At 69.6% G+C, this 21,102-nt stretch carries 17 protein-coding genes, 1 tRNA gene and 3 pseudogenes; 8 read left to right on the top strand and 13 right to left on the bottom strand.

Features of this window, described 5'->3' with window-relative positions:
- The first annotated feature begins 336 nt into the window (after positions 1 to 336).
- Both C8E84_RS12740 and C8E84_RS12735 read left to right on the top strand, forming a co-directional pair.
- Complete coding sequence (locus C8E84_RS12740; protein WP_159902679.1) at positions 337 to 966, top strand: hypothetical protein; 630 nt, start codon at positions 337 to 339, stop codon at positions 964 to 966.
- A gap of 706 nt (positions 967 to 1,672) precedes the next feature.
- Positions 1,673 to 2,596 (top strand): annotated as a pseudogene (locus C8E84_RS12735) (IS5 family transposase).
- On the opposite strand, the gene C8E84_RS12730 reads toward C8E84_RS12735, so the two are convergent.
- On the bottom strand, positions 2,593 to 4,053 hold the full coding sequence (locus C8E84_RS12730) for an HNH endonuclease signature motif containing protein (RefSeq protein WP_159902677.1): 1,461 nt from the start codon (positions 4,051 to 4,053) through the stop codon (positions 2,593 to 2,595). The pseudogene C8E84_RS12735 and the gene C8E84_RS12730 overlap by 4 nt on opposite strands.
- Before the next feature lie 348 nt (positions 4,054 to 4,401).
- Here C8E84_RS12730 and C8E84_RS12725 point away from each other — a divergent pair, with 348 nt between their 5' ends.
- Positions 4,402 to 7,827, top strand: coding sequence for a PPi-type phosphoenolpyruvate carboxykinase family protein (locus C8E84_RS12725; RefSeq protein ID WP_159902675.1), 3,426 nt, complete (start codon positions 4,402 to 4,404; stop codon positions 7,825 to 7,827).
- Between the two features lie 159 nt (positions 7,828 to 7,986).
- Here C8E84_RS12725 and C8E84_RS12720 read toward each other — a convergent pair whose 3' ends face one another.
- The 3 genes and pseudogenes from C8E84_RS12720 to C8E84_RS18160 form a co-directional block, all read right to left on the bottom strand.
- Positions 7,987 to 8,523 (bottom strand): cyclophilin-like fold protein, encoded by a 537-nt coding sequence (locus C8E84_RS12720; protein ID WP_159902673.1) that lies wholly within the window; start codon positions 8,521 to 8,523, stop codon positions 7,987 to 7,989.
- A complete protein-coding gene (locus tag C8E84_RS18165) occupies positions 8,520 to 9,542 on the bottom strand; it encodes a zinc-dependent alcohol dehydrogenase family protein (protein WP_159904849.1) in 1,023 nt (340 codons plus the stop codon). The genes C8E84_RS12720 and C8E84_RS18165 overlap by 4 nt, the downstream gene beginning before the upstream one ends.
- A gap of 21 nt (positions 9,543 to 9,563) precedes the next feature.
- Positions 9,564 to 10,835, bottom strand: a pseudogene (locus C8E84_RS18160) (multidrug effflux MFS transporter); the annotation flags it as partial.
- A 149-nt stretch (positions 10,836 to 10,984) separates the two neighbouring features.
- Here C8E84_RS18160 and C8E84_RS12705 point away from each other — a divergent pair.
- Both C8E84_RS12705 and C8E84_RS12700 read left to right on the top strand, forming a co-directional pair.
- Positions 10,985 to 11,805, top strand: a pseudogene (locus C8E84_RS12705) (MmyB family transcriptional regulator).
- Between the two features lie 305 nt (positions 11,806 to 12,110).
- Positions 12,111 to 13,949 (top strand): alpha/beta hydrolase, encoded by a 1,839-nt coding sequence (locus C8E84_RS12700; RefSeq protein ID WP_159902671.1) that lies wholly within the window; start codon positions 12,111 to 12,113, stop codon positions 13,947 to 13,949.
- Here the strand turns inward: C8E84_RS12700 and C8E84_RS18555 are convergent.
- The 3 genes from C8E84_RS18555 to C8E84_RS12685 all read right to left on the bottom strand — a co-directional run bounded on the left by C8E84_RS18555 (position 13,849) and on the right by C8E84_RS12685 (position 15,114).
- Positions 13,849 to 14,091, bottom strand: coding sequence for a hypothetical protein (locus C8E84_RS18555; RefSeq protein ID WP_425495954.1), 243 nt, complete (start codon positions 14,089 to 14,091; stop codon positions 13,849 to 13,851). The genes C8E84_RS12700 and C8E84_RS18555 overlap by 101 nt on opposite strands.
- A gap of 20 nt (positions 14,092 to 14,111) precedes the next feature.
- The gene (locus C8E84_RS12690) at positions 14,112 to 14,468 is read right to left on the bottom strand and encodes a PepSY domain-containing protein (protein WP_159902658.1); all 357 of its coding nucleotides are present in this window, start codon (positions 14,466 to 14,468) and stop codon (positions 14,112 to 14,114) included.
- Between the two features lie 91 nt (positions 14,469 to 14,559).
- Complete coding sequence (locus C8E84_RS12685) at positions 14,560 to 15,114, bottom strand: hypothetical protein (protein WP_159902656.1); 555 nt, start codon at positions 15,112 to 15,114, stop codon at positions 14,560 to 14,562.
- Between the two features lie 167 nt (positions 15,115 to 15,281).
- Here C8E84_RS12685 and C8E84_RS12680 point away from each other — a divergent pair, with 167 nt between their 5' ends.
- Positions 15,282 to 16,310: an isopenicillin N synthase family dioxygenase gene (locus tag C8E84_RS12680; RefSeq protein WP_159902654.1), complete on the top strand. Its 1,029-nt coding sequence runs from the start codon at positions 15,282 to 15,284 to the stop codon at positions 16,308 to 16,310.
- A 78-nt stretch (positions 16,311 to 16,388) separates the two neighbouring features.
- Here the strand turns inward: C8E84_RS12680 and C8E84_RS12675 are convergent, their stop codons facing one another.
- Both C8E84_RS12675 and C8E84_RS12670 read right to left on the bottom strand, forming a co-directional pair.
- Positions 16,389 to 16,925: a HepT-like ribonuclease domain-containing protein gene (locus tag C8E84_RS12675; protein ID WP_159902652.1), complete on the bottom strand. Its 537-nt coding sequence runs from the start codon at positions 16,923 to 16,925 to the stop codon at positions 16,389 to 16,391.
- Between the two features lie 35 nt (positions 16,926 to 16,960).
- Positions 16,961 to 17,329, bottom strand: a complete 369-nt coding sequence (locus tag C8E84_RS12670) for a nucleotidyltransferase family protein (RefSeq protein ID WP_211675534.1) — start codon at positions 17,327 to 17,329, stop codon at positions 16,961 to 16,963.
- 224 nt (positions 17,330 to 17,553) lie between these two features.
- Between C8E84_RS12670 and C8E84_RS12665 the strand changes: the two genes are divergently transcribed.
- Positions 17,554 to 17,784, top strand: coding sequence for a FitA-like ribbon-helix-helix domain-containing protein (locus C8E84_RS12665; RefSeq protein ID WP_159902648.1), 231 nt, complete (start codon positions 17,554 to 17,556; stop codon positions 17,782 to 17,784).
- On the top strand, positions 17,771 to 18,181 hold the full coding sequence (locus tag C8E84_RS12660) for a type II toxin-antitoxin system VapC family toxin (protein WP_159902646.1): 411 nt from the start codon (positions 17,771 to 17,773) through the stop codon (positions 18,179 to 18,181). The genes C8E84_RS12665 and C8E84_RS12660 overlap by 14 nt, the downstream gene beginning before the upstream one ends.
- A 34-nt stretch (positions 18,182 to 18,215) precedes the next feature.
- Here the strand turns inward: C8E84_RS12660 and C8E84_RS12655 are convergent, their stop codons facing one another.
- The 4 genes from C8E84_RS12655 to C8E84_RS12640 all read right to left on the bottom strand — a co-directional run bounded on the left by C8E84_RS12655 (position 18,216) and on the right by C8E84_RS12640 (position 20,909).
- Positions 18,216 to 18,434 carry a hypothetical protein gene (locus tag C8E84_RS12655; RefSeq protein WP_159901185.1) on the bottom strand — a complete coding sequence of 73 codons (219 nt, stop codon included), beginning with the start codon at positions 18,432 to 18,434 and terminating at the stop codon, positions 18,216 to 18,218.
- A gap of 514 nt (positions 18,435 to 18,948) precedes the next feature.
- Complete coding sequence (locus C8E84_RS12650) at positions 18,949 to 19,452, bottom strand: hypothetical protein (RefSeq protein WP_159902644.1); 504 nt, start codon at positions 19,450 to 19,452, stop codon at positions 18,949 to 18,951.
- 112 nt (positions 19,453 to 19,564) lie between these two features.
- Positions 19,565 to 19,861, bottom strand: coding sequence for a hypothetical protein (locus C8E84_RS12645; RefSeq protein ID WP_159902642.1), 297 nt, complete (start codon positions 19,859 to 19,861; stop codon positions 19,565 to 19,567).
- 975 nt (positions 19,862 to 20,836) lie between these two features.
- A tRNA-Arg gene (locus C8E84_RS12640) sits at positions 20,837 to 20,909 on the bottom strand.
- Positions 20,910 to 21,102: the final 193 nt, after the last annotated feature.

Raw genomic sequence — 21,102 nt, 5'->3', positions numbered from 1 at the left:
TGCTGGTCGAGCTGTGGCGGCACGCCGCCCGCGCCTGCGCTCTCGGTGAGCACGACTTCACCGCGGGGGCCGGCTACGGCAGGCTCTCCAAAGCACAGGCACTGACCCTCGTCCACGACATCGCGGAGGTCACCGAAGCCCTGCTCGCTCTGGACCGCCGCTACGACAGCGTCCCCGGCTGGCAGCACCTCACGAACCCGACCCGACTGGCCCCGCGCGGCGCAGGCCTGCGCGAGCTACTCCCGCTACAGCGACCCCTCCTACTCCATCGACCACCTTGGCTGGGCCCCGCCCGTCCAGCTCGCCGACGAGCCAGCGCTGCCCGGTCTCGCCGGTGTGCTGCAGGCCCAGCACAACCTCCGGATCCACCTGCGCAGCATCCCCAACGCCCACAGCCTGCGCGTGGTCCTCGACTCCCAACGCCGCCTGTCGCATGAACCAGCCAGGCGGCTCACCTTCTCCGACCCTGCAGGCGCTGCCCGCTGGGCGCAGCGGGGCCTGACCTACGCAAGGCTCGTCCAGCAGACTCGCGACATCGGCGGCAACGTCGGGACCGGGGGTCTGGCCGCAGGCCAGGGCTCGATCGCCGCGAGCCGGATCCAGAAACTCCCCCACGACGCACTCACCGACCCCACTCACACCCGGCAGTTCGAACGGATCAGCGCCGACATCGACGAACGCGTCGCTCACGCGCTGCGCTACGGCATCACTCAGCGTCTCTACTTCCAGCGAGCCAACGTCCTCGGACTCCAGAACCGCGACGGGACCCTGGAACACGTCATCCGTAAGAGGTTCATCCCGATGACCGGCCCGCTCAAAGCCACACTCATCGACCTCGCCAGCAACCTGTTGCGACCTCAACCGCCCCGAGACCTCCCACGCCCGGGCGCCGCCGAGAGCCGGATCGACTTCCAGGCCGCCCTGCACCACCGCCGCGGCGACACCCGACCATCGCAGATGCTGTAACCAGTCCGTGCTTGCGGTCAGGCAAGCCGATGAGTCTTCTCCGCCCCCACCACCTCGACGCGCAGCGTCCCACCGAGCTTTCAGGTTCGGCTCCCTCGAGGGGGCCGAGCCGCCGGCGTTGCGCCGTGGGCGCGGATGATGGCCTGCGCGATCGCCATAGAGGCTCGATTAGGGGCCGATCCTCCACAGTCTGCACGGTAAGGGCTGCACACCTTCACTCACGAGGGCAAACCTGTCGTCGAGACCACGAAGGAGCACACGATGAGTACCACCGTCGACACCAGCCACCAGAACATGATCCTGACCATCGACGAGGCGGCGGCCTACCTGGCGATCCCGAAGGCGACGCTGTACACCTGGCGGACCCGCCGGGGTGGGGTTCGGACCTCGCGCCGTGAAGATGGGCGGTTGCCTGCGTTACCGGCGCGCGGACCTCGACGCCTGGATCGTCGAGCACCTCGAGCCAGCAGAAAGCGAGTAGCGCATGGCCAGGCCGCCACTCCCCCTCGGCACCTGGGGGACCATCACCACTGAGAAGATCCGCGACGGCAGCTATCGAGCACTGACCCGGTTCCGTGACACCGACGGTAACACTCGTCGGGTCACCGCGACGGGTCCGAGCAAGGCGGCTGCAGAAAGAGCGCTCCGAGACGTGCTAGAGCGTGTCTGCTAATGATCTGGGGCCGGGCCCGGCATCGTTGCGCTCATGCTTCGTGATGGCGTGATCAGTGACGAGTTGTGGGATGTCCTGGAGTCGGTCATGCCGCAGGATGACGGGCGTCGTGGCCGCCCGTGGAACGACCACCGCACGACGTTGGAGGGGATCATCTGGCGGTTCCGCACCGGGTCGCCGTGGCGTGACCTGCCAGAGCCGTTCGGGCCGTATCAGTCTGTCTGGCAACGGCATCGGCTGTGGTCCACCGACGGCACGTACGGGCGGATGCTCGCGGCGGTGCGCGAGCAGGCGGAGCTGGACAGCGACGAGTTGGAGACGATCCTGTCGATCGACTCCACGATCGTGCGGGCCCACCAGCACGCGGCCGGCGCCCGTCGGGACTCCGTCGTCGGCGGCCCTGCAGGCGACACGGGGGGCAGGATCGAATTACACGAATTCTCGGGTGGTGCCCGGGGAGCCGCCTGACCATGCGTTGGGTCGCTCCCGCGGTGGGCTGAGCACGAAGATCCATGCCCTGGCGGATCAGACTTGCACGCCGGTGATCGCGTTGCTGACCGGCGGCCAGGCCGGGGACAACCCGATGCTGTCCACCCTGCTGGTGGCCTTGGCCGAGAGCGGGCACGAGCAGGACTTCCGGCTCCTGGCTGACAAGGCGTATTCGCACCCGAGCACCCGAACGTTCCTGCGGGGCAGGCGGATCAAGCACACCATCCCGGAGAAGAGCGACCAGATCGCCCGCCGCAAAGCCAAGGGCTCCAAAGGCGGCCGACAGCCCGGGTTCGACAGCGACCTCTACAAGCAGCGCAACACCATCGAACGCTCCTTCAGCCGGTCAAGCAGTGGCGCGGACTGGCCACCCGCTACGACAAGTACGCCGTCACCTACCTCGGCGGCTTCCTCCTCGGAACGGTGATCCTGACCCACCGAGCCCGACCATTAACAGACACGCTCTAGAACGGTGGTTCGCCCCAGTCGGTGGGTGGTGCGCTCACGGGGGGCGTGGCGGATTGGAGCAGGAGTTCGCGGTGAGTGGCCGGTCCTCTGTCCTGGGTTCGGGGCGCCGGTGGGGGTGGTGGCCAGATGGTGTGGTCGGCGTGGGTGATGCGTTTCTTGCCCGTGGGTGAGACCCATTCGACGGTGCCGTCCGGGGTGAGGGTGTAGCGCCACCGGCCGCGTTGCTTGAGGCGGTGGTGCCGCCGGCAGAGCCCGCCGAGGTTGGCCGGGGACGTTTCCCCCTGCGGCCACGGCTTCACGTGGTCGAGGTCGCACGCTCGGGCGGGCCGGTCGCAGCCCCACATCCGGCAGGTGCCGTCCCTGGTGGTCACGAAGTGGGTGATGCCCGTGGTCGGGCGGTACGCTCCCGTCACCGCATCCAGGACGGTCCCGGTGCGCGCGTCGAGCAGGGCACGGGCGACGTCCAACGGGACGGTCTGCAGCAGGGCCTCGATCGTGTCGACGTCGATGACCCCGATCCCGGGCATCTCGCACCCGCTGAACACCGTCGAGATCCGGAACGCCTCGCCCAACCCTTGACCACCCACCGCGGGAGGGAACTCGCCGCCCGACGCGGCATCCGGCGCGGTGGTCTGGGGTGTCGTGTCGGTGATGACGGGGATGCCGAGGGTGACGTTCGCGGTCACGTTCACGTTGCGCAGCATCAGGTCAGCGAACGCGTCCGCCCGGGCCTGGTCCAGCGTGAGCGACTCATCCTTGTCCGCGTACTGCCCACCCACGGTGGTGATCGCCGACCACGCCGCCGCCGACGTCGCCGCCGGCAGCAGCGCCGTCCACCACGTCGCCCCGTCCGGGCCCGGGCGCACCTCCACGAACCGGTCGCGAGCGGTGCGACGGGTCACCGCCGCCAGCTGCTCGCTCGCGACACGGGTGGCGACCCGCCGCGTGAACGCGCCCACCCGGCCCGGGTCGAGATCGGCGAGCTTGCCAGCCATGATCGCGTCGACCTTGGCGCACGCAGCCTTGTCCAACCCCTCGCACACGGTGACGACCTTCTGCACCGTCGCCGTGCACACCTCACCGGCCAAGACCTTGCCCAGCAGCAGCGGGAACCGCTCGCTCAGGGCCGCCCCCAGCGCCACCCGACGGCCCGCGACCCACTGCCCCACCCCCGTGGCCAGCGACACCTCCGTGCCCGCCATCGCGTCGATGAACCCCACCTCGTGGTGCACCTCCACCGGCCCACGCTCGGTGAGCCGGGTCTCGTGGCACGCCGCATGCGCCGCCGCGACCAGCTGGGCACCCTCGCCGCAGTTCAGCACCCCTTGGAGCTCACCGGTGACCTCGAACAACTCCTCCGAGGTCATGCCCTGGGCCTGCTGCGCGAGCAGTTCCCCCACCTGCTGGGCATCGGCGCGTAGTGCGGCGATGCGCTCTCGGAGCTGGGTGCTGGACATACCAGAAGTGTACTCGATCAGACGTTCGACACCAAGCCGAACCGTGTACGAAAACCGCTGTGACACAGCCACTTTCACACAATGTTTTGACCCTGTTCAGGTACCTTCCCGGCCTCTCCCGGAGCCCCTCACCGGCCCGCGCGACGACGTCGAGAGACCCGCCAGAACCGACGCTGCAGGGCGAGCGACTGCCCCCACCTCGGCACCCCCGCTGAGCTCGACACCAGAAGGTTCATGATCGCCGGGGAAATGAAACCTCGGCGAAGGTGAACCTTGTGGCATCGGGCGGGAACGTTGATGAGGCTTTCCTGAATGGCAAAGCGACCCCGGCAGGGACAGACTGGATCCGTGACTGTCACCGAGAACACCGCCGTCCGAACCGCTGCGCAGAACGCCGGCATCAACCTGCGGCTCGCCCAGCTCGGCCTCCCTCTCCCGCAGGGGTTCGAGGACACCGAGGCCGCGCGCCTGGCAGCACCGATCCTGGCCCGCCAGCGCGAGCTCAGTCGGCGGCTGGCCGACCGCCTGTGCGCCGCTGACGGCCGCATCCAGGCCTTCCTCGACGACTACCTCGCCGACACCGGCGAGCAGCCCCAGCTGCCGCGGCGAACCCTCGTGCTGGACGAGCCGGGCCTGGCCCGCGAGCTGTCCCTGCCCTTCGACGGCGACACCTTCACCTCACCCCTGCTGAGCAGCTACCGGCTCGTCAACGGGGTGCTGCACAACCCGGCCAACGACCGCCGCACCACGGCCGGGGTCTTCCACATCGCCGAGGGTGGCCTGCCGATCCCGGACGACAAGATCGCCGTGCCGAAGGCCGTCTTCGCGAAGCTGCTCGGCCTTGCCTTCCAGCCGCCCGAGGTCGACATGGTGCTGCCCTACTCGGCGAACCAGCCGAACCCGGCCGCCTGCTTCGTCTCGCTGCACCTGCGCCCGCTCGTCGCCCCCGAGGTGCCGGGGTCGGTGCGCGAGAAGCGGATGGAGACGCGCTTCATCGTGCCCGGCGGCACCGTCGCGAACCTCGACTTCGTCGAGGGCATCTTCGGCAACGGCGGCGACCCCTACCTCCCGGAGAACGACGCCTCGCTGGCGCCCGAGACGTGGACCGGCCACACCGGCTGCGTCATCCTCGCCCCGCACCTCATCCGCGTCACGAAGAAGGAACTGGGCCTGCCCCATATCGACGACGCCACCGAGCGCCAGCAGCGTGACGGCATGTGCTGGAGCGACGACAGCGAGCTCTACAACGGCGGCAAGGCCTTCAAGATCTGCGCCCGTGACGAGCGAGGCGTCATCGTCACCGTCATCGCCGACACCTACTTCGGGTACTGCAAGAAGGAGGTCAAGACGCAGATCTCCTACTCCGCCAACCTGTTCGGCAACGCCGAGGAGGAGCACTCCGGCGGTGCGCTGGTCTTTGCGAGCTACAACCTCGGTCAGGAGTACTCCGGCAAGTACTCCGGCGTCGCGGATGCCGCTGGCACCACCGATGCCGTGAGCGTCGCCGACGTCGTCGCCCGCGACCCCCAGCGCTTCACCCTCCAGCCGCAGGGCCACGCCGTCGACGGCGAGCAGCCGCACATCGTCATCGTCCCCGCCGAGGCGCGCTTCTCGATGAAGGACATGAGCATCACGTGGGGCGACACGAACGGCATCCCCCTGCGTGCCGACACCGTGTACCTCAGCCCCAGCGGCTACCGGGTCACCGTCGCGCAGCAACCCCACGACCCCAGCACGTGGACCCTCGTCGGCACCGCGGCGACCGCCACGTCGTGCCACAAGCCGGCCACGGTCTCCGGCGGCGGCAAGTCCGAGATCTCCAAGGCCATCACCGACGCGTTCATCGTCGGCTCGGTGTTCGTCGCCGACGTCGACGCCGATCTGGATGCCGTCGCGGCCATCCTCGATCGCGACCTCGCCGACCGCTTCCTCGACCCGGCCCAGCGGGGCACCGACCACCGGCCGATCCTGTCCCCGGAGCGCTCGATCGGGTCGGTCATCAAGCTGCTGACGCCGTCACCCTCGACGTACACCGACGAGTACAACGCCGGGCTGCGCACGATCCCGCCGTACGTCAAGGAGCTCGTCTACGTCGTCAAGCGCTCGTACCAGCCGCACTGGGGCCAGGACTGGCGCAGCCACTTCAGCGTCGCCGAGATCGACGGGCGCACCGGCAACTCGCTGCACCTGGACGGCACGAAGATCACCCTCAACATGCTGCGGGTGGGCTTCGACACCGACGGCCGGTGGCGCCTGTTCAGCCTGCGTCACGACTTCGCGCCCGCGGTGAAGGTGCAGACCCAGGACGACATCACGGCATCCACCGTCGTTCCCGGTGACCAGCTGGGCCTGGACCCGAATCGCTCCTACAAGCTCGTCGAGAACTGCGAGAACCTGCTCTTCCAGCGGCCCGACGACGCCATCCACCGCGGCTACGACTCGGTGGCCGAGCGGGACATCGCGACCCCCGGCACGTTCCTGTCCAACTTCGCCCCGCTCACCCACGCGGATGCCGTGGCGATGCGTGACGACGCCGTCAGCTTCACGGCGTTCACCGAGCCGATGGCCACCCTGATCCGCGAGTTCGCCGACACCCCCGAGGGGGTCGGGCCCGACTTCGTCGTCAGCTCGGCGAACCCGCGCATCGTCGACGGGAAGCCGTCGAAGAACCCGCGCTACCTGCAGCAGCGCCCCGACCTCACCAACGCCAAGGCCACCGCGGTGGCCCAGCTCAGCGAGCGCCTGGCGGCAGGGATGCCGGCGAGCGCCCCGCTCCCCCGGCCCGTGGACGTCGTCGCGGCCGGTCGGCGCAACAACCCGCCCGAGGGCGGCGTCCCCGCCCTGTGCTCGTACGGCCCGCTGCACTACATGGAGGTGCCCGAGCTCTTCATGGAGTTCATCGCGTCGATGACGGGCAAGTCGCCGTCGACGACCGGCGCCGGCTCCGAGGGCGCCCTGACCAAGGGGCCGTTCAACGCGCTGCCGACGATCATCGACCTCAACGCCAACCTGCTCAGCTACGTGCTGACCGGGCACGACGGCTGGCTGTCCGCGGCCGGGTTCGTCGGGCCGCACGTGCGCGTCGACCACGATGTCTCGCTCCTGGTTCCGGAGCTGTTCACCCGGATGACCCCGCAGGAGCGCGATGCGCGCAACCTCATCGCCGAGGGCGCCCTGGAGAAGGTCGAGGACGTCGAGCACGACGGCCAGCGCGTGCCCGCGAGCCGCCTGGGCTACCGGATGACCGAGACGATGGCGACGAAGTACTTCGGCCGCATCTTCCTGCACCCCGAGGTCGTGTTCACCCCCGAGATGCTGCGCCCCGAGCTGCAGGACCCGGCCGTGTTCGCGGAGTCCGTGACGACCATCGCGATGACCCACGAGCGGGTGGCGCGGGCCTTTGTCAAGGACGGCACCATCGACCTCGCGATCCCGCCGCTGCGGGCGCTGCTCGAGATCATGGCCGACGGCGTCACCGCATCGGGGCTCACCCTGGACTCGCCCGAGTTCCGGGAGATGTTCACCCGGGAGTCTGTGCTGGCCTCCGACTGGTACGCCGAGCGCCTGGACGCCAAGCAGGATGCCGCCCGGTCTCGCGCCGACGCGGGTCTCGCCGCGATCGAGAAGTTCGTCTCGACCCCGGGCAACGAGGAGCCGACGCAACGACTCGGGATGCCGGGGCGCGTGGACGCCGCGCGCGCGGAGTCCCAGCGCCTCGCCGGACCGGAGTTCCGGGAGATGCTCGTCGGGACCACGGGGAGCACGCCGCTGTAGGTCGCCTACGCGGTGGGCCCACCTCGCGCAGCCAGGCCGCGACGGTCTCGGGCTGGGCGTCGTTGACCCAGCCTCCGACGCCGCTCTCGGACCCGGCGAGGTACTTCAGCTTGCCGCACCATGACGGGCACCAGGCTCCGAGAGTAAGGGTGCCGGCGACTACGAGCCAGCGATCGCCAACGTCGCCGTGACTGGGCCGTCCATCTCGGCGATCCGCTCGGCGGCGTCGCCCTCCATCCGACCCAGGACGACGATGCCCGTGAAGTACGACTGGTCGCCGTAGTAGAGCACGACGTGGCTGCCCGGAGCGTAGTACCCGAGGTCGCCCACGTCCGGGTCGGCCCCGGCGGGCTGGGCCTCCAGGGACAGCGGCGACGGGAGCGGCCCGGTCTTCTCCACGCCGCCGTGGTCGACCATCTCCACGGTCACCGGCAGCTGGGCCACGAGGTCACGGCTGGCTGCGCTGTCGGCGAGCGTGGCCGTGAATAGCTGGCCGCTGATCCTGATCTCGATCTTCATGACATCCTTCTGGGTTGGTGCAGAGGTTGCAGTGGTGGGGGGCGCGGTGGTGGCGGTGGCAGCAGTGCTGGGGGACACGGCATCCGGCGTCGTCGTTCCTGGAGACGCACACGCGGTGAGCGCGAGCGCGACCAGGCCGAACAGGGCGGCCGCGCTCCTGAGGGGCCCGGGGGTCATGGGCGCAGCAGCGCCTTGATAGCGCGTCGCTCGTCCATCGCGCGGTAGCCCTGCGCGGCCTCCTCGAGCGGCAGCCGGAGGTCGAAGACCTTGCCGGGGTCGATGGTGCGCGTCCAGATGAGGTCGATCAGCTCGGGCAGGAAGCGCCGCACGGGTGCGGGGCCACCGTGCAGGTGCACGCCGGAGAAGAAGAGCTCGTCGCCGGGGATCATCACGTCGTGGGAGACGCCGACGTAACCGACGTGACCTCCGGGGCGGGTGGAGCGGATGGCCTGCATCATCGCCTCCTGGGTGCCGACCGCCTCGATGACGCTGTGGGCGCCGAGACCGCCGGTGAGCTCCTTGACCCGGGCCACGCCGGCGTCGCCGCGCTCGGTGACGACGTCGGTGGCGCCGAAGTCCCGGGCCAGGGACTGCCGGTCGGCGTGGCGGCTCATGATGACGATGCGCTCGGCCCCGAGGTGCCTCGCTGCGAGCACGCCGAGCAGGCCGACGGCCCCGTCACCGACGACGGCCACGGTCTTGCCGGGGCCGGCCTGCGCCGCGACGGCGGCGAACCATCCGGTGCCGAGCACGTCGGACGCCGCGAGCAGCGACGGGACCAGGTCGGGATCGGGGATGCCGGGGGTCGCCACGAGCGTGCCGTCCGCCAACGGGACGCGAGCGAGCTGGGACTGCGTGCCGATGGCGCCCATCAGCTCGGCGTGCACGCACCGCGACTGGTAGCCGGCGCGGCAGATCTCGCAGGTGTTGTCGGAGGCGAAGAAGGACCCGACGACGAAGTCACCGACCTTGACCTCGAGCACCGCGTCGCCGACCTGCTCGACGACGCCGACGTACTCGTGGCCCATGGGCATGGGCTCGGTGACGGCGTCCGCCCCCCGGTAGGGCCACAGGTCCGACCCGCAGACGCAGGTCGCCGCCACGCGGATCACCGCGTCGGTGGGCTCGATGATCGTGGGGTCGGGCCTGTCCTCGACGCGGACGTCGCGGGTGCCGTGCAATCTGACTGCTCGCATGGGGGGTTCCTCTCGGTGGAGTTGGTCGGACGGGGTGGGTCGGAGGTCTTGGGACGGACGGGTCGCCGCCATGAGCGCAGCCACGGACAGCGCGGTCAGGACGAGGACCATGGCGGCCATCGGCACGGCAGTGGCCTCGCCACCGAGGCCCACGATGGGCGCGACGACGCCGGCGGCGCACCACTGGAAGAAGCCGAGCACCGCCGAGCCGGTGCCGGGGTGGTCGGGCACCGATTGCGAGGCGAGCGCACCGGCGTTGGGGCCGATGAGGCCCTGGGCGCTCATGAGGACGAAGAAGCCGACGACGGTCACGGGCAGCGGCATGCCCCAGGCCACGGCACCCACGAGGAGGAGGGCACCGGCGAACCCCGTGCCGATCAGGCCGGTCGCGATGACGGTGCGGGTGGGCACGCGACCCGCCAGCCGTGCCGCGACCAGCGTGGCGATCGTCAGCCCGACGGCGTTCGCCGCGAAGATCACCGAGTACTGCACAGGCGAGAGCCCGTTCATGCGCTGCAGCACGAAGGCCGTGGAGGCCACGTAGGCGAATGTCACGCCCATGGACAGCGCCATGACGACGAGGTGGCCGACGAACGCGCGGTTGCCGGTGACGTGACGGGCCGCCCCGGCCACGGCGGCCAGGCCCCCGCGGTGCCGCTTCCCGGCGGGCAGCGACTCGGGGATCCAGACAGCGACCGCGACGACCATGAAGGCGACCAGGCCGGCAACGACCCAGAAGGAGACTCGCCAGTCGGTCAACTGCAGGAGGGCCGCACCCACGAGGGGCCCGACGATGGGCGTGACCCCTCCGACACCGGCGATGACGTTCAGGTTGCGGACCAGGCGAGGTCCCTCAGCGAGGTCGACGACGACGGCCCGGGCCGTGACCATGGCCCAGCCACCGGCGAGCCCCTGGACGAAGCGGGCCACCATCATGAGCTGGATCGACGGGCTCAGGGCGCAGGCCACCGACGCGACGGCCAGCACGGCGAGCGAGACGACGATTGGCCGGCGACGCCCCCGAGCGTCGGAGACCGGGCCGCCGACGAGCTGCCCCAGCGCCATCCCGACGAAGAACGTCGTGAGGGTCAGCTGCAGCTGGGTGGCTCCGGCTGCGAGGTCCTCGCCCACCCGGGGGAAGGCCGGCACGTACATGTCGGTGGCCAGCGGGGCGATCACGCTCATGAGGACGACCGTCGCGAGGAGGGCACGGCTGATCCCGGCCGCGGATGCCGGGAGCGGGCTCCCCGATCCCGCGCCGGGTCGTTCGTGGTCGACGGTGGCGATGGACATCGGCTCGCTCTCGGGTGTCGGGGGGTCTCGGGTGCCGGGTACGGCGTTCACACCATGGGACCTCACCGGCGAGGGGCGAGGAAGTCACCGTGGAGAGGTGTACCGACAGGGCATCCCACAGCGCGGTGCGGCCCCCTACGGTGGGAGGTGTGAACAACCGTGAGGAGGTCCGCGAGTTCCTCGTCTCGAGGCGCGCGAAGGTCACGCCGCAGCAGTCCGGCATCCCAGACCACGGGAACCGTCGCGTGCCGGGGCTGCGCCGCACCGAGGTGGCCGCGCTGGCCCAGGCCAGCGTCGAGTACTACGCCAAGGTCGAGCGCGCGCACCTGTTCCACCTGGCCCACGCGGCCGACGGCACCAGCGCGGGCATGCGACCCGCCGGCGCCCGACCCGGAAGTGGACTCCGAGGCCGGCCCTCCAGTGGGTCCTGGACGGCATCGCCTCACCCGCGATCATCCGCAACGGACGGATGGACCTGCTCGCGACCAACCACCTCGGGCGGGCGATGCACGCGTCCCTGTACGAGAGCCAACCGGCAAGCCCCCCGAACTTCGCCCGGTTCACCTTCCTCGACCTCGACGCCTCGCGCGGTTTCTACCCCGCCTGAGACCTCGCCGCCGACACGTGCGTCGCGATCCTGCGCGCCGAGGCCGGTCGCGACCCGCACGACAAGGACCTTCACGACCTCGTCGGCGAGCTGTCCACCCGCAGCACCGACTTCCGCCGCCTCTGGGGAACGCACGACGTCCGCTACCACGGCGCCGGCACGAAGCACTTCCACGACCACGTCGTCGGCGACCTCGAGCTCGCCTACGAGAGCATGGACATGGTGTCCGACCCCGGCCTGACCCTCACGATCTACGCGGCGGAGCCGGCATCCGCCACGGCCCACGCACTGGACCTCCTGGCCTCATGGACCTCTGCCGTCGTGGCCGGCGACGCCGACGCCCACGCCGACGGCATGAGCTGACCTCACACCGGCGTTCACCCCGTGAGGAGACCAAGGTCGACAGGCAGGTGGCCGCCAGGACACCGCGAGCCGAGTTCGCCGCTGGGCCCCTGACCTCACCGGTCGAGTCCGGCCCGGGCGAGCCAAGCGAACTGGTGGATGCAGATGACGACATGCGCGCCTCCCTCTCGGTGAGCCCGGCGCCGAGAGGACCATGCGGCGTTTCCGGTTGCGGGGACGGGCATCGTCACTCAGGATGGGTGTCGTGGCCTCAGGGGGGTCGCCACCACCGGGGTGGCGATGCGGTCCGTGACCCAAGGAGAGACATGCGCCGTCGACAGTTCACGTCCGTGGCAGGGCTGGCGGTGATCGGGGCGCTGGTCGCCGGCACGCTGTCCTCAGCCCCGGCGATCGCCCGCACGTCCACCACCACGACGGTGGTGTCGACGGCTGCGACGGCGGCATCCACCGCAGCCGCGGAGGCACGCCTCGTCGATCGGGTGCCCACTCCGCGCCCCACGTGGTTCAACTGCGACCCCTTGAGCGAGGGGGCGAAGTGCGCCATGGTGCCACTCCCCCTGGACTACGACAAGCCGACCGGCGCCAAGACCGAGGTCGCCGTGCTCCGGCTTCCGGCGCGCGACCCCTCCCGCCGCATCGGGTCGCTGTTCCTCAACCCCGGCGGGCCGGGTGGTTCGGGGGTCGAGATCGCCGCGATGGCGCCGTACTTCCTCAGTGACGCCCTCCTCGACCGGTTCGACATCATCGGCTTCGACCCTCGCGGCACCAACTTCAGCGACTCGGTGCGCTGCTGGCCGAACCTGGGCGCCCAGGTTGACGCGATCGAGCCTCTGTTCACCGTGCCCTTCCCCTTCGAGCGGGCCGAGGTGCAGGCATACACCCGCGCGTCGGAGGCATTCGGACGAGCCTGCTCCACGACCGGCACGCCACTGTCTGCATCGATGTCAACCGCCGAGGTCGCGCGCGACATGGATGTCCTGCGCCGCATGACGGGCGACACCAAGCTCACCTACCTCGGCTTCTCGTACGGCTCCTACCTCGGCACGGTCTACGCCAACCTCTTCCCGGCACGGGTGCGCTCGGTCGCGATCGACGGGGTGATCGACCCGGTGGCGTGGGCCGGCACCGCAGCAACGGCATCCGTTCCCCAGACGCAGCGCATCCGCTCCGGGGAGGGTGCCGCCAAGGCGCTCGCCGAGATCCTCAAGCGGTGCACCAAGGCCGGTCCGGAGTACTGCCAGTTCGCCTCCTTCGGCGACCCGGCGACGGTGTACGCCGAGATCAGGGCGTCACTCCAGGCCGAACCGCTCCAGATCATCGACCCGGAGACCGGCGAGAGCTTCGGCGAGCTGACGTACGCCGTGCTGACGGCCTTCCTGCTGAGTGACATGTACTCGCCCGAGGCCGGGTGGATCGTCGACATGGACCTGACATGGGTGTACACCCTGATGCACGGCGAGGCAGAGCCAGGCACCCCGGAGGCAGCCCGCCAAGTGGCCGCCGCTCGAGCACTCGGGGCGAAGGTCACGGCCCAGCGAAGCGCCGGCGCGGATGCCGCTCGCGACCTTCGCGACCGCGGTCGCGCCGTCGGGTGGGCCTTCCCCTACGACAACTCGCCCGAAGCCTTCCAGTCGGTGCTGTGCACCGACGGCCGCAACCCGTCGCGGGCGAGCAACTGGTCGGGCTACGCCGCCTCCACGGACCGCACCGCCCCCGACTTCGGGCGGATGTGGACCTGGGCCTCGGCACCGTGCGCGTCCTCGACGTGGACCGCGCGCGACGAGGACGCCTTCCGTGGGCCGTTCACCGCCAAGACCGCCAACCCCGTACTCGTCGTCGGCAACTACTGGGACCCGGCCACGAACTACGACGGTGCGGTCGCCACCTCGAAGCTGCTGCCGAACAGCCGACTGCTGCGCAGCGACAACTGGGGTCACACGGCCTACGGCACGTCGGCCTGCGCCACCACCACCATCGACCGCTACCTGCTGACCTCGCGCATCCCGCCGCGCAACAAGACGTGCCACGGTGACGTGCAGCCGTTCACCGAGCCCTTGGGCACCGAGGACATGCGACGTGCGACCCCCAGCCGACAGCTTCCGCCGGTGGTGCCGCCCATTCCGGGAGCAGTTCCGCGCACCTGACCCGCAGCACCCGCGGCGGCACCATCACTTCACCGACAGCGTGATCCCGGTGGTGTCGTCGCCCAAGGGTCAGCGTGTCCCCGTCGGCCTTGAGCGCCGGGCCCGAGGTGAGGTAGTCGGCCAGCCACGTGTCCTGCGCCATCAGCGCCTCGTCGCAGGCCATCATCGTGGAGGCCAGCGGTTCCGCGACCTGAAGCGGGTGCTGTGCTCGGGTGCCGCAGGCTCGGCCATCGAGACCACCGTGTCGTCGGGGCGCGCAGCCGCGACGGCGGCCAGCTGCTCGTCGTAGGCGACGAACACCGGGTCGGCCGGGACGCTCACGCGCACGAGGTCCTGGTGGACCGCGGGCTCGATCTGGAAGCGCAAGAGGTACACGAGGCCGGTGACGGCGAGCACGAGCACGGTCGGGATGACGATGAACGAGGCGTAGAAGTGCCACCGCCAGAAGGCGCGGAACAGGCCACTGCCGGTCTTGGCGGGCGCAATCACGGACTGGGGCGGGTCCTTGAGCAGGGACATGAAGGCTCTCCAGGTGGTCGGGCAGCACGGTGGTGCCTCCCGGGCGGTGCAGGGACGAAGGGCGTGGATCCGCCCCCGATCCGGGCGCGGCTCAGACCAGGTGGAGCGGTGGTGCCCGCCCACCGAGGGGCGCGACGACGCGTCCCCGGAGCACCGGCATCCACGTCGTCACCGTTCGCGGGGGAATGCCGTGGGTGACCGGCACGGACAGGCTCGCGAGGGCGACCAACCTGCGGGCCGCGGCGCGCACGACGTCGGCGCCGACCGTGAGGAGCAGGCTCGCGACCACGGTCGCGACGGCGTGCGCGAGGAGCATCGTGCCCGTGACCGACAGGGTCGACGAGCCCTCGGTGGGCACGAGGGGCAGCGGGGCCGCCACCTCGTGGAGGTGCAGGCGCACCGCCGAGCCGGCCGTTCGAGGGGCCATGCCCGTCAGCGCGAGGTGCGCGATGACCTGGCCGAGGGAGGTCGCGACCAGCATGCGCGGCACGCTCGACCGGCGGCGCACGCACAGGCACACGACGGGGCCGACGAGCAGGGTGAGGACCACTGCGGGGATGAGTTGCACTGGCTCGCCGCCGCCCATCTCGTGCGCCCAGCCACCGAACCCGACGACGACCAGGGTCGCGACGAGGGCGCGCAGCATCCGCACCTACTCGCCCGTCGAGGCCGACACCGCCGTCGTCACGACGCAGAACCTAGTGTCGCGGCAGGTTCCGTGGGGCGTTTCGCGCAGTCCGCATCCTGCCCCACCTCTGACAGAGTGGAATGGCCCTGCCCTACCGGCCTTGCACCGCCATCACAGGAGACGACATGCCCCTGGAGTCCCTCCCGATCCTCGACCTGTCGACCCTCGACGACGGGCCGGATGCCGCTGAAGAGTTTCGGGCCGCGCTGCTGGCCGCGACCCACGACGTCGGCTTCTTCTACCTCACCGGGCACGGGCTGACCGATGACGACATCGCCACGGCGTTCGCCACCGCCGAGAAGTTCTTCGCCCTCCCCCTGGAGCACAAGGTGCGCCTGGAGATGGTCAACAGCCCGCACTTTCGCGGCTACAACCGCACCGGTGGCGAGTTGACCCAAGGGCGTGTCGACTGGCGCGAGCAGATCGACATCGCGGCCGAGCGCGATGCCGTGACTGATCCCGCGGCCCCCGCCTACATGCGGCTCGAGGGCCCGAACCAGTGGCCCGGCGGGCTCCCGGAACTGCGCGAGACGTTCACCGTGTGGGAACAGCGCTGCGCCGCCATCGGCTCACGCCTCCTGCGGGAGTGGGCCCTCGCCCTCGGGAGCCCGGCCGACGTCTTCGCCGCCGCCTTCGCCGACCGTCCCTCCACCCTCATCAAGCTCGTGCGCTACCCCGGCCGTCGCGACGACGACCGGGCCACGCAGGGCGTCGGCGCCCACAAGGACCCAGGCGTCCTCACCCTGCTGATGATCGAGCCCGGGAAGGGCGGCCTCCAGGTCGAGCACGACGGCGGCTGGATCGACGCCCCCGCGATGCCCGGAGCCTTCGTCGTGAACATCGGCGAGCTCATGGAGTTCGCCACCTCCGGATACCTCAAGGCAACGACCCACCGCGTGGTCTCCCCCGAACCCGGCGACGTCCGGCTCTCCATCCCGTTCTTCCTCAACCCGGCCCTGGACTCAGAGATGCCGGTCATCGACCTGCCGCCGGCGCTCGCTGCGGACGCGCGCGGGGTGACGCAGGACCCGGACAACGTCATCTCCGGCACCTTCGGCGAGAACATGCTCAAGGCACGCCTGCGGGCCCACCCCGACGTCGCCGCCCGGCATCATGCCGACCTCGTCGGCCGCCCGGCATCCGGCGACGCCTGACCCCGTCGGCGATGCGCCAACCCGGGCACGAGTAAGCCCCCGACAGCGTTTCCGCTGGCCGGGGGCCCGTCGTCTGTCTTAACACAGAGCGCGCCCGAAGGGATTCGAACCCCAAACCTCCTGATCCGTAGGCACGCGAGGGGCCCGAATCGGCGCGAATCGGGACGCCTTGTTCCGACACCAAGGACGACGTTTGCGCAGTTCAAGTGCCTTGTAACGGCTCAGGTCGGCATCCGGCGCATCGTTACGGTATCGACACCAAAACCGAATTTTGGGGCCAATTCTGGGGCCCACGGTGGCGGCCCCGGCGGCGTGACGCAGGGCTAAAGAGGACCGGTCTATGGCCGCCCTGACGGCCTCGACCATCACGGGCAAGTCGCGGTCGACAGTGCTCCGCACGATCGCCGGCTCGACCAGGAGGTATCCGTGGGCGATGCGGTTACGCATCCCCCACATCTGGCTCCACACATCCCCGAACAGCGCCTCGCGATCAGCGGCGCTGAGCCCGGACAGCGCCTCGATCCCCGCCGAGAGCCGCATGCAGATCGCGTCGATCGTCTTCTGGTCCGACAGGTCGCCCGATCCGTAGTCGGACACGACCTCGAAGTGCGCCATCGCCTCCTGAAGCACCTGCGTCGGCTCCCGGCGTCTCACAACGGCACCGCCTCGACCAGAGCACTGTCACGCAGAGCAGGACGGAGGGAGCTCTCAGGAACCAAGTCGACCGGCACCCCGACCGCGGCTGAGACCTCGTCCTCGAGCCGGCCCAGCTCCATCAGGCTGAGCGGCCGCCCCATGACGAACAGCAGGTCGACGTCCGACCCCTCGTCGTCCTCACCGCGCGCCACCGAACCGAACACCCGCACATCCCTGCCCCCGGCCTCCGCGACTGTCCGCAGGACCTCGGCGCGCGACGCACGCAGCCTCCGCGCCAAGGGCGTCGTGCCGTGGAACCGCAGCAACCGAGACACCTCCGGCTGGCTCCGCCCGATCTCGGCAGCAATCTGAGCCTGTGTCATCCCAGCCGCGGCCGCCTCGCGCACCGCCCGAACCAGTTCGTTCCTGGCATGGCGAGTCGCGGCATCGCTCGTGCGAGCAACCTCCGCCAACCTTGCATCCATCACCATACGATAGCAAGTGCTATGAGCGCCGGGGCAAGTGGCGACGTCGGGGCGTCACGTTTCACTCACATGCCGATGGTCGGGCGGTTGTGAATTGGCGCTTGTAGCGCCATAATGGCGCCATGCCGAGTGTTCAGATCAAGGATGTGCCCGAGAGCACCCATGCGGTGTTGCGCCAACGGGCCGCAGCCGCGCACCAGTCGTTGCAGGAGTACCTGCGTTCCCGGCTGATCGCTGAGGCCAGCCAGCCGACTTTGGAGGAGGTCCTCGACCGGGCCGGCGGGCGCTCCGGCGGATCTGTCCCGCTCGCAGACGCGGTCAAGGCTGTGCAGGGGGATCGTGCTCGTCGTTGACGCCAGCGTCCTTGCGGTCGCGTTGGCCGATGACGGCCCGGACGGGGATGCCGCTCGCACCCGGCTGCGGGGTGAGACGTTGGCCGCCCCGGAACTGGTCGACCTTGAGGTCGCCTCTGTACTGCGTCGACAGAACCGTGCCGGGATGCTCGACAACCGCCGGGCGGATCTGGCCATGACAGACCTCGGGGCGCTGCCCATGCACCGCGCCTCGCATCTGGCGCTGCTACCACGCTGTTGGGAGCTGCGGGACAACGTGACCACCTACGACGCCGCCTACGTCGCCCTGGCTGAGGCGCTGGATGCGACGTTGCTCACTGGCGACCGGCGCCTTGCCCATGCGGCCGGCCCCACCTGCACCATCGAACTGCTCAGAACGCCCCGCCGCGGGCGTTGAGCACCGCCCTGATATGCCGCGATGTCGGCGTTTCCTAACGTCGGAATAGGCGACTCCACCGTCGACGGGCTTTGCGGTCGGTCGCCGGCGCCGCGATGGCCTCAGCGGCGTCGCTCTTGGCCACCGCATCCTGTCCGAGGACGATGCCTTGGCGTGAGTTCGCGCGCACGGGGGCCTCGATACCCCCGTGCCTACCGAGCTTGACGGCCTGCACGTTCTTCCACAGGTCGGAGCCGAATCCACCGTTGCCCATTGAGGCACTTCCCTTCGTTGGCTCAGTATTGCGCCGCCGCTCAGGCTCCGCTCGGTCATGCCGCGGATCGGGCGTTCAGATCTGGAACTGCTGATTTTCGGCGGCGAGAGGCCGTACCGTCCTCCCCATGACGAGCGCGGTAGAGGCAGGGCCTGCGGCTACCTCGCCGCAGCGCCCAACGTTTATCAAGAAGCACCCAGTGGTCACTGCGGCCATTCTGGCCAGCCTTGCGGTTACTGCCCTCCTCCTGAGTTGGTTCTTCGCCGCCGTCCCGCTCACTGGTGTGGAGCCAGACGGCAACTTCATCGACTGCGGACCTGCCCTGATTGGGCGACCCTCGCCGTTGCCCCACCCAACGTGCGCCGATGCCTACGGAGGGGTGGTGATTCCACGCCTCTTCTTTGGCCTGGCTGCCGCGGCGAGCCTGGTCGGCTCCGTCTGGCTTCTCGCACGCACCTACGCACACTCCCGGACCTCCGATTAGCGCACGCTCATGCCGCCTTGCGGTAACTCATCAGCTGCATGCGAATGATTGGAATTCGCGGACCGACCCCGTGGTGTACAAGTCCTGGTCGGCCTTCTCGTCGTAGCCGGACAGGTACAGGACCTGGCCGGGCGTCATCTCGCGCAGGCGTGTCCCACTGACCGTCACCGACCCCGTCGAACTGCTGTTGTCGTGGGTCCACCCGTACAGCGTGTATTCGCGGTCCGCCTGCAGTTCGGCGAGATCAAGAGCGGCCGTCCAGCCAGCGTGGGGCCCGTTCAGCGACCATGCGGCGAACGACGTGATCGGTGAGTTGGCAGTCCAGGTGCCGGCGTCGACGCTGCGGTCCTCGGCTGAGGTCGCGGTCGTGTCTTCGTAGTAGAGGGTGGCTCCATCGATGTGCTCGTCGCAGACCGCCAGGTAGCCGACTGGACGCCCTTCCTGGTCGACCCCGATCCCAGCCGACCCCACCACCGGGACGGTGCACCCCGACAGCGCGCCGATGGCGCACAGGGTCACAAGCAGCCGGGTCACGACCGAAAATCTAGGGCGGCGGGTCGTGCACTCGGCCGGGCTGCGGCGATCGTTGCGGAAACGTACTCAACTGCCGCGATGTTCGGAGGGCTAGGGCGGACACCCTCGCGGCTCAGGCGAAGCCCACGGGTTCACGCTGGAAGTCCCACGTGAGTTCTGGGGCGTCGTCCTCCGCCCAGTAGTTGACGACGGCGTAGCGCGGTTCGTTGCCCGGCACCTCGAAGGACTCCGTCAAGGTGGCCCCGGTGTCAGACTCCGCGGTGAGGATGTGCCTTCCCGGCAGGAGGCCCAGAGGGAAGCGGATCCAGTTGTGCTGCCCTTCCACGTGGAACTCACCGTCGACGACCGTGACGCCATCCACGGTGAGCTTCAGACGGACATCGCCGTCCTCGAACGACTGGTTGCTCACGTAAAGGAGCAGGTCTGCATCTGCGTCGCCAACAAGCCGCACCGTCGAACCGGATGCTGTCATTTGAGGGTGTGGCGTTGGGTTTTCGTCACTGCTGCAGGCTGTCACCGCGACTGCAGCGAGAGCCAAGCCGAGGGCAAACGAAACGGGCGAACGCATGGACATAAGTATCCGACGACCGCGGCGGCGACGTCGCTCCTTCGAGGAGTGCCCAGAATCCGCACGCTCATGCCGCGGATCGGGCGTTCAGATCTGGAACTGCTGATTTTCGGCGGCGAGAGGCCGTACCGTCCTCCCCATGACGAGCGCGGTAGAGGCAGGGCCTGCGGCTACCTCGCCGCAGCGCCCAACGTTCATCAAGAAGCACCCAGTGGTCACTGCGGCCATTCTGGCCAGCCTTGCGGTTACTGCCCTCCTCCTGAGTTGGTTCTTCGCCGCCGTCCCGCTCACTGGTGTGGAGCCAGACGGCAACTTCATCGACTGCGGACCTGCCCTGATTGGGCGACCCTCGCCGTTGCCCCACCCAACGTGCGCCGATGCCTACGGAGGGGTGGTGATTCCAAGCCTCTTCTTTGGCCTGGCTGCCGCGGCGAGCCTGGTCGGCTCCGTCTGGCTTCTCGCACGCACCTACGCACACTCCCGGACCTCCGACTAGCGCACGCTCATGCCGCGTTGTTCGGGACTGCTGCACGGATAGGTGACAGGTTGGGTCACGCGGCCTGGGTGGGCTGTGGGTGCGGTGTGGTGTCCATGACCCCCAAAGGCCCCGAACGGGCGCCCCGTGGCCACATCCGACCCAAATTGTTGTCCTCACGACCCCAGTGTCAGCCCACCCGACCCGAGCACCCGGGCGCGAATTTTGGGGCCCATTTTAGGGCCCACGGCATCCGCGGAGACCGTCCGGATGCCGGGCACGAGTAAGCCCCCGGCAGCGTTTCCGCTGGTCGGGGGCCCGTCGTCTGTCTCAACACAGAGCGCGCCCGAAGGGATTCGAACCCCTAACCTTCTGATCCGTAGTCAGATGCTCTATCCGTTGAGCTACGGGCGCAGCGTCACGTCGGAACGCAACGAGAGAGAACACTACCGGAGCGTCCCGCACACCGAGAAATTGAGGGGCAACGACGGCGACGGGCGGGCGGATGCCGTGCCACGGCATCCGCCCCCGCCTGGCACTCCCAGCGCCCGAACGACGGCGTTGACCTGCTCTTTCAGTGCCCTTGCAAGAGTTTTCAGTGGCCTCC

The organism is Ornithinibacter aureus (genome assembly GCF_009858245.1).
Lineage (GTDB): Bacteria > Actinomycetota > Actinomycetes > Actinomycetales > Dermatophilaceae > Fodinibacter > Fodinibacter aureus.
The sequence above is the reverse complement of the archived record's forward strand: the minus strand, read 5'-3'. Positions and strand labels throughout refer to the sequence as shown.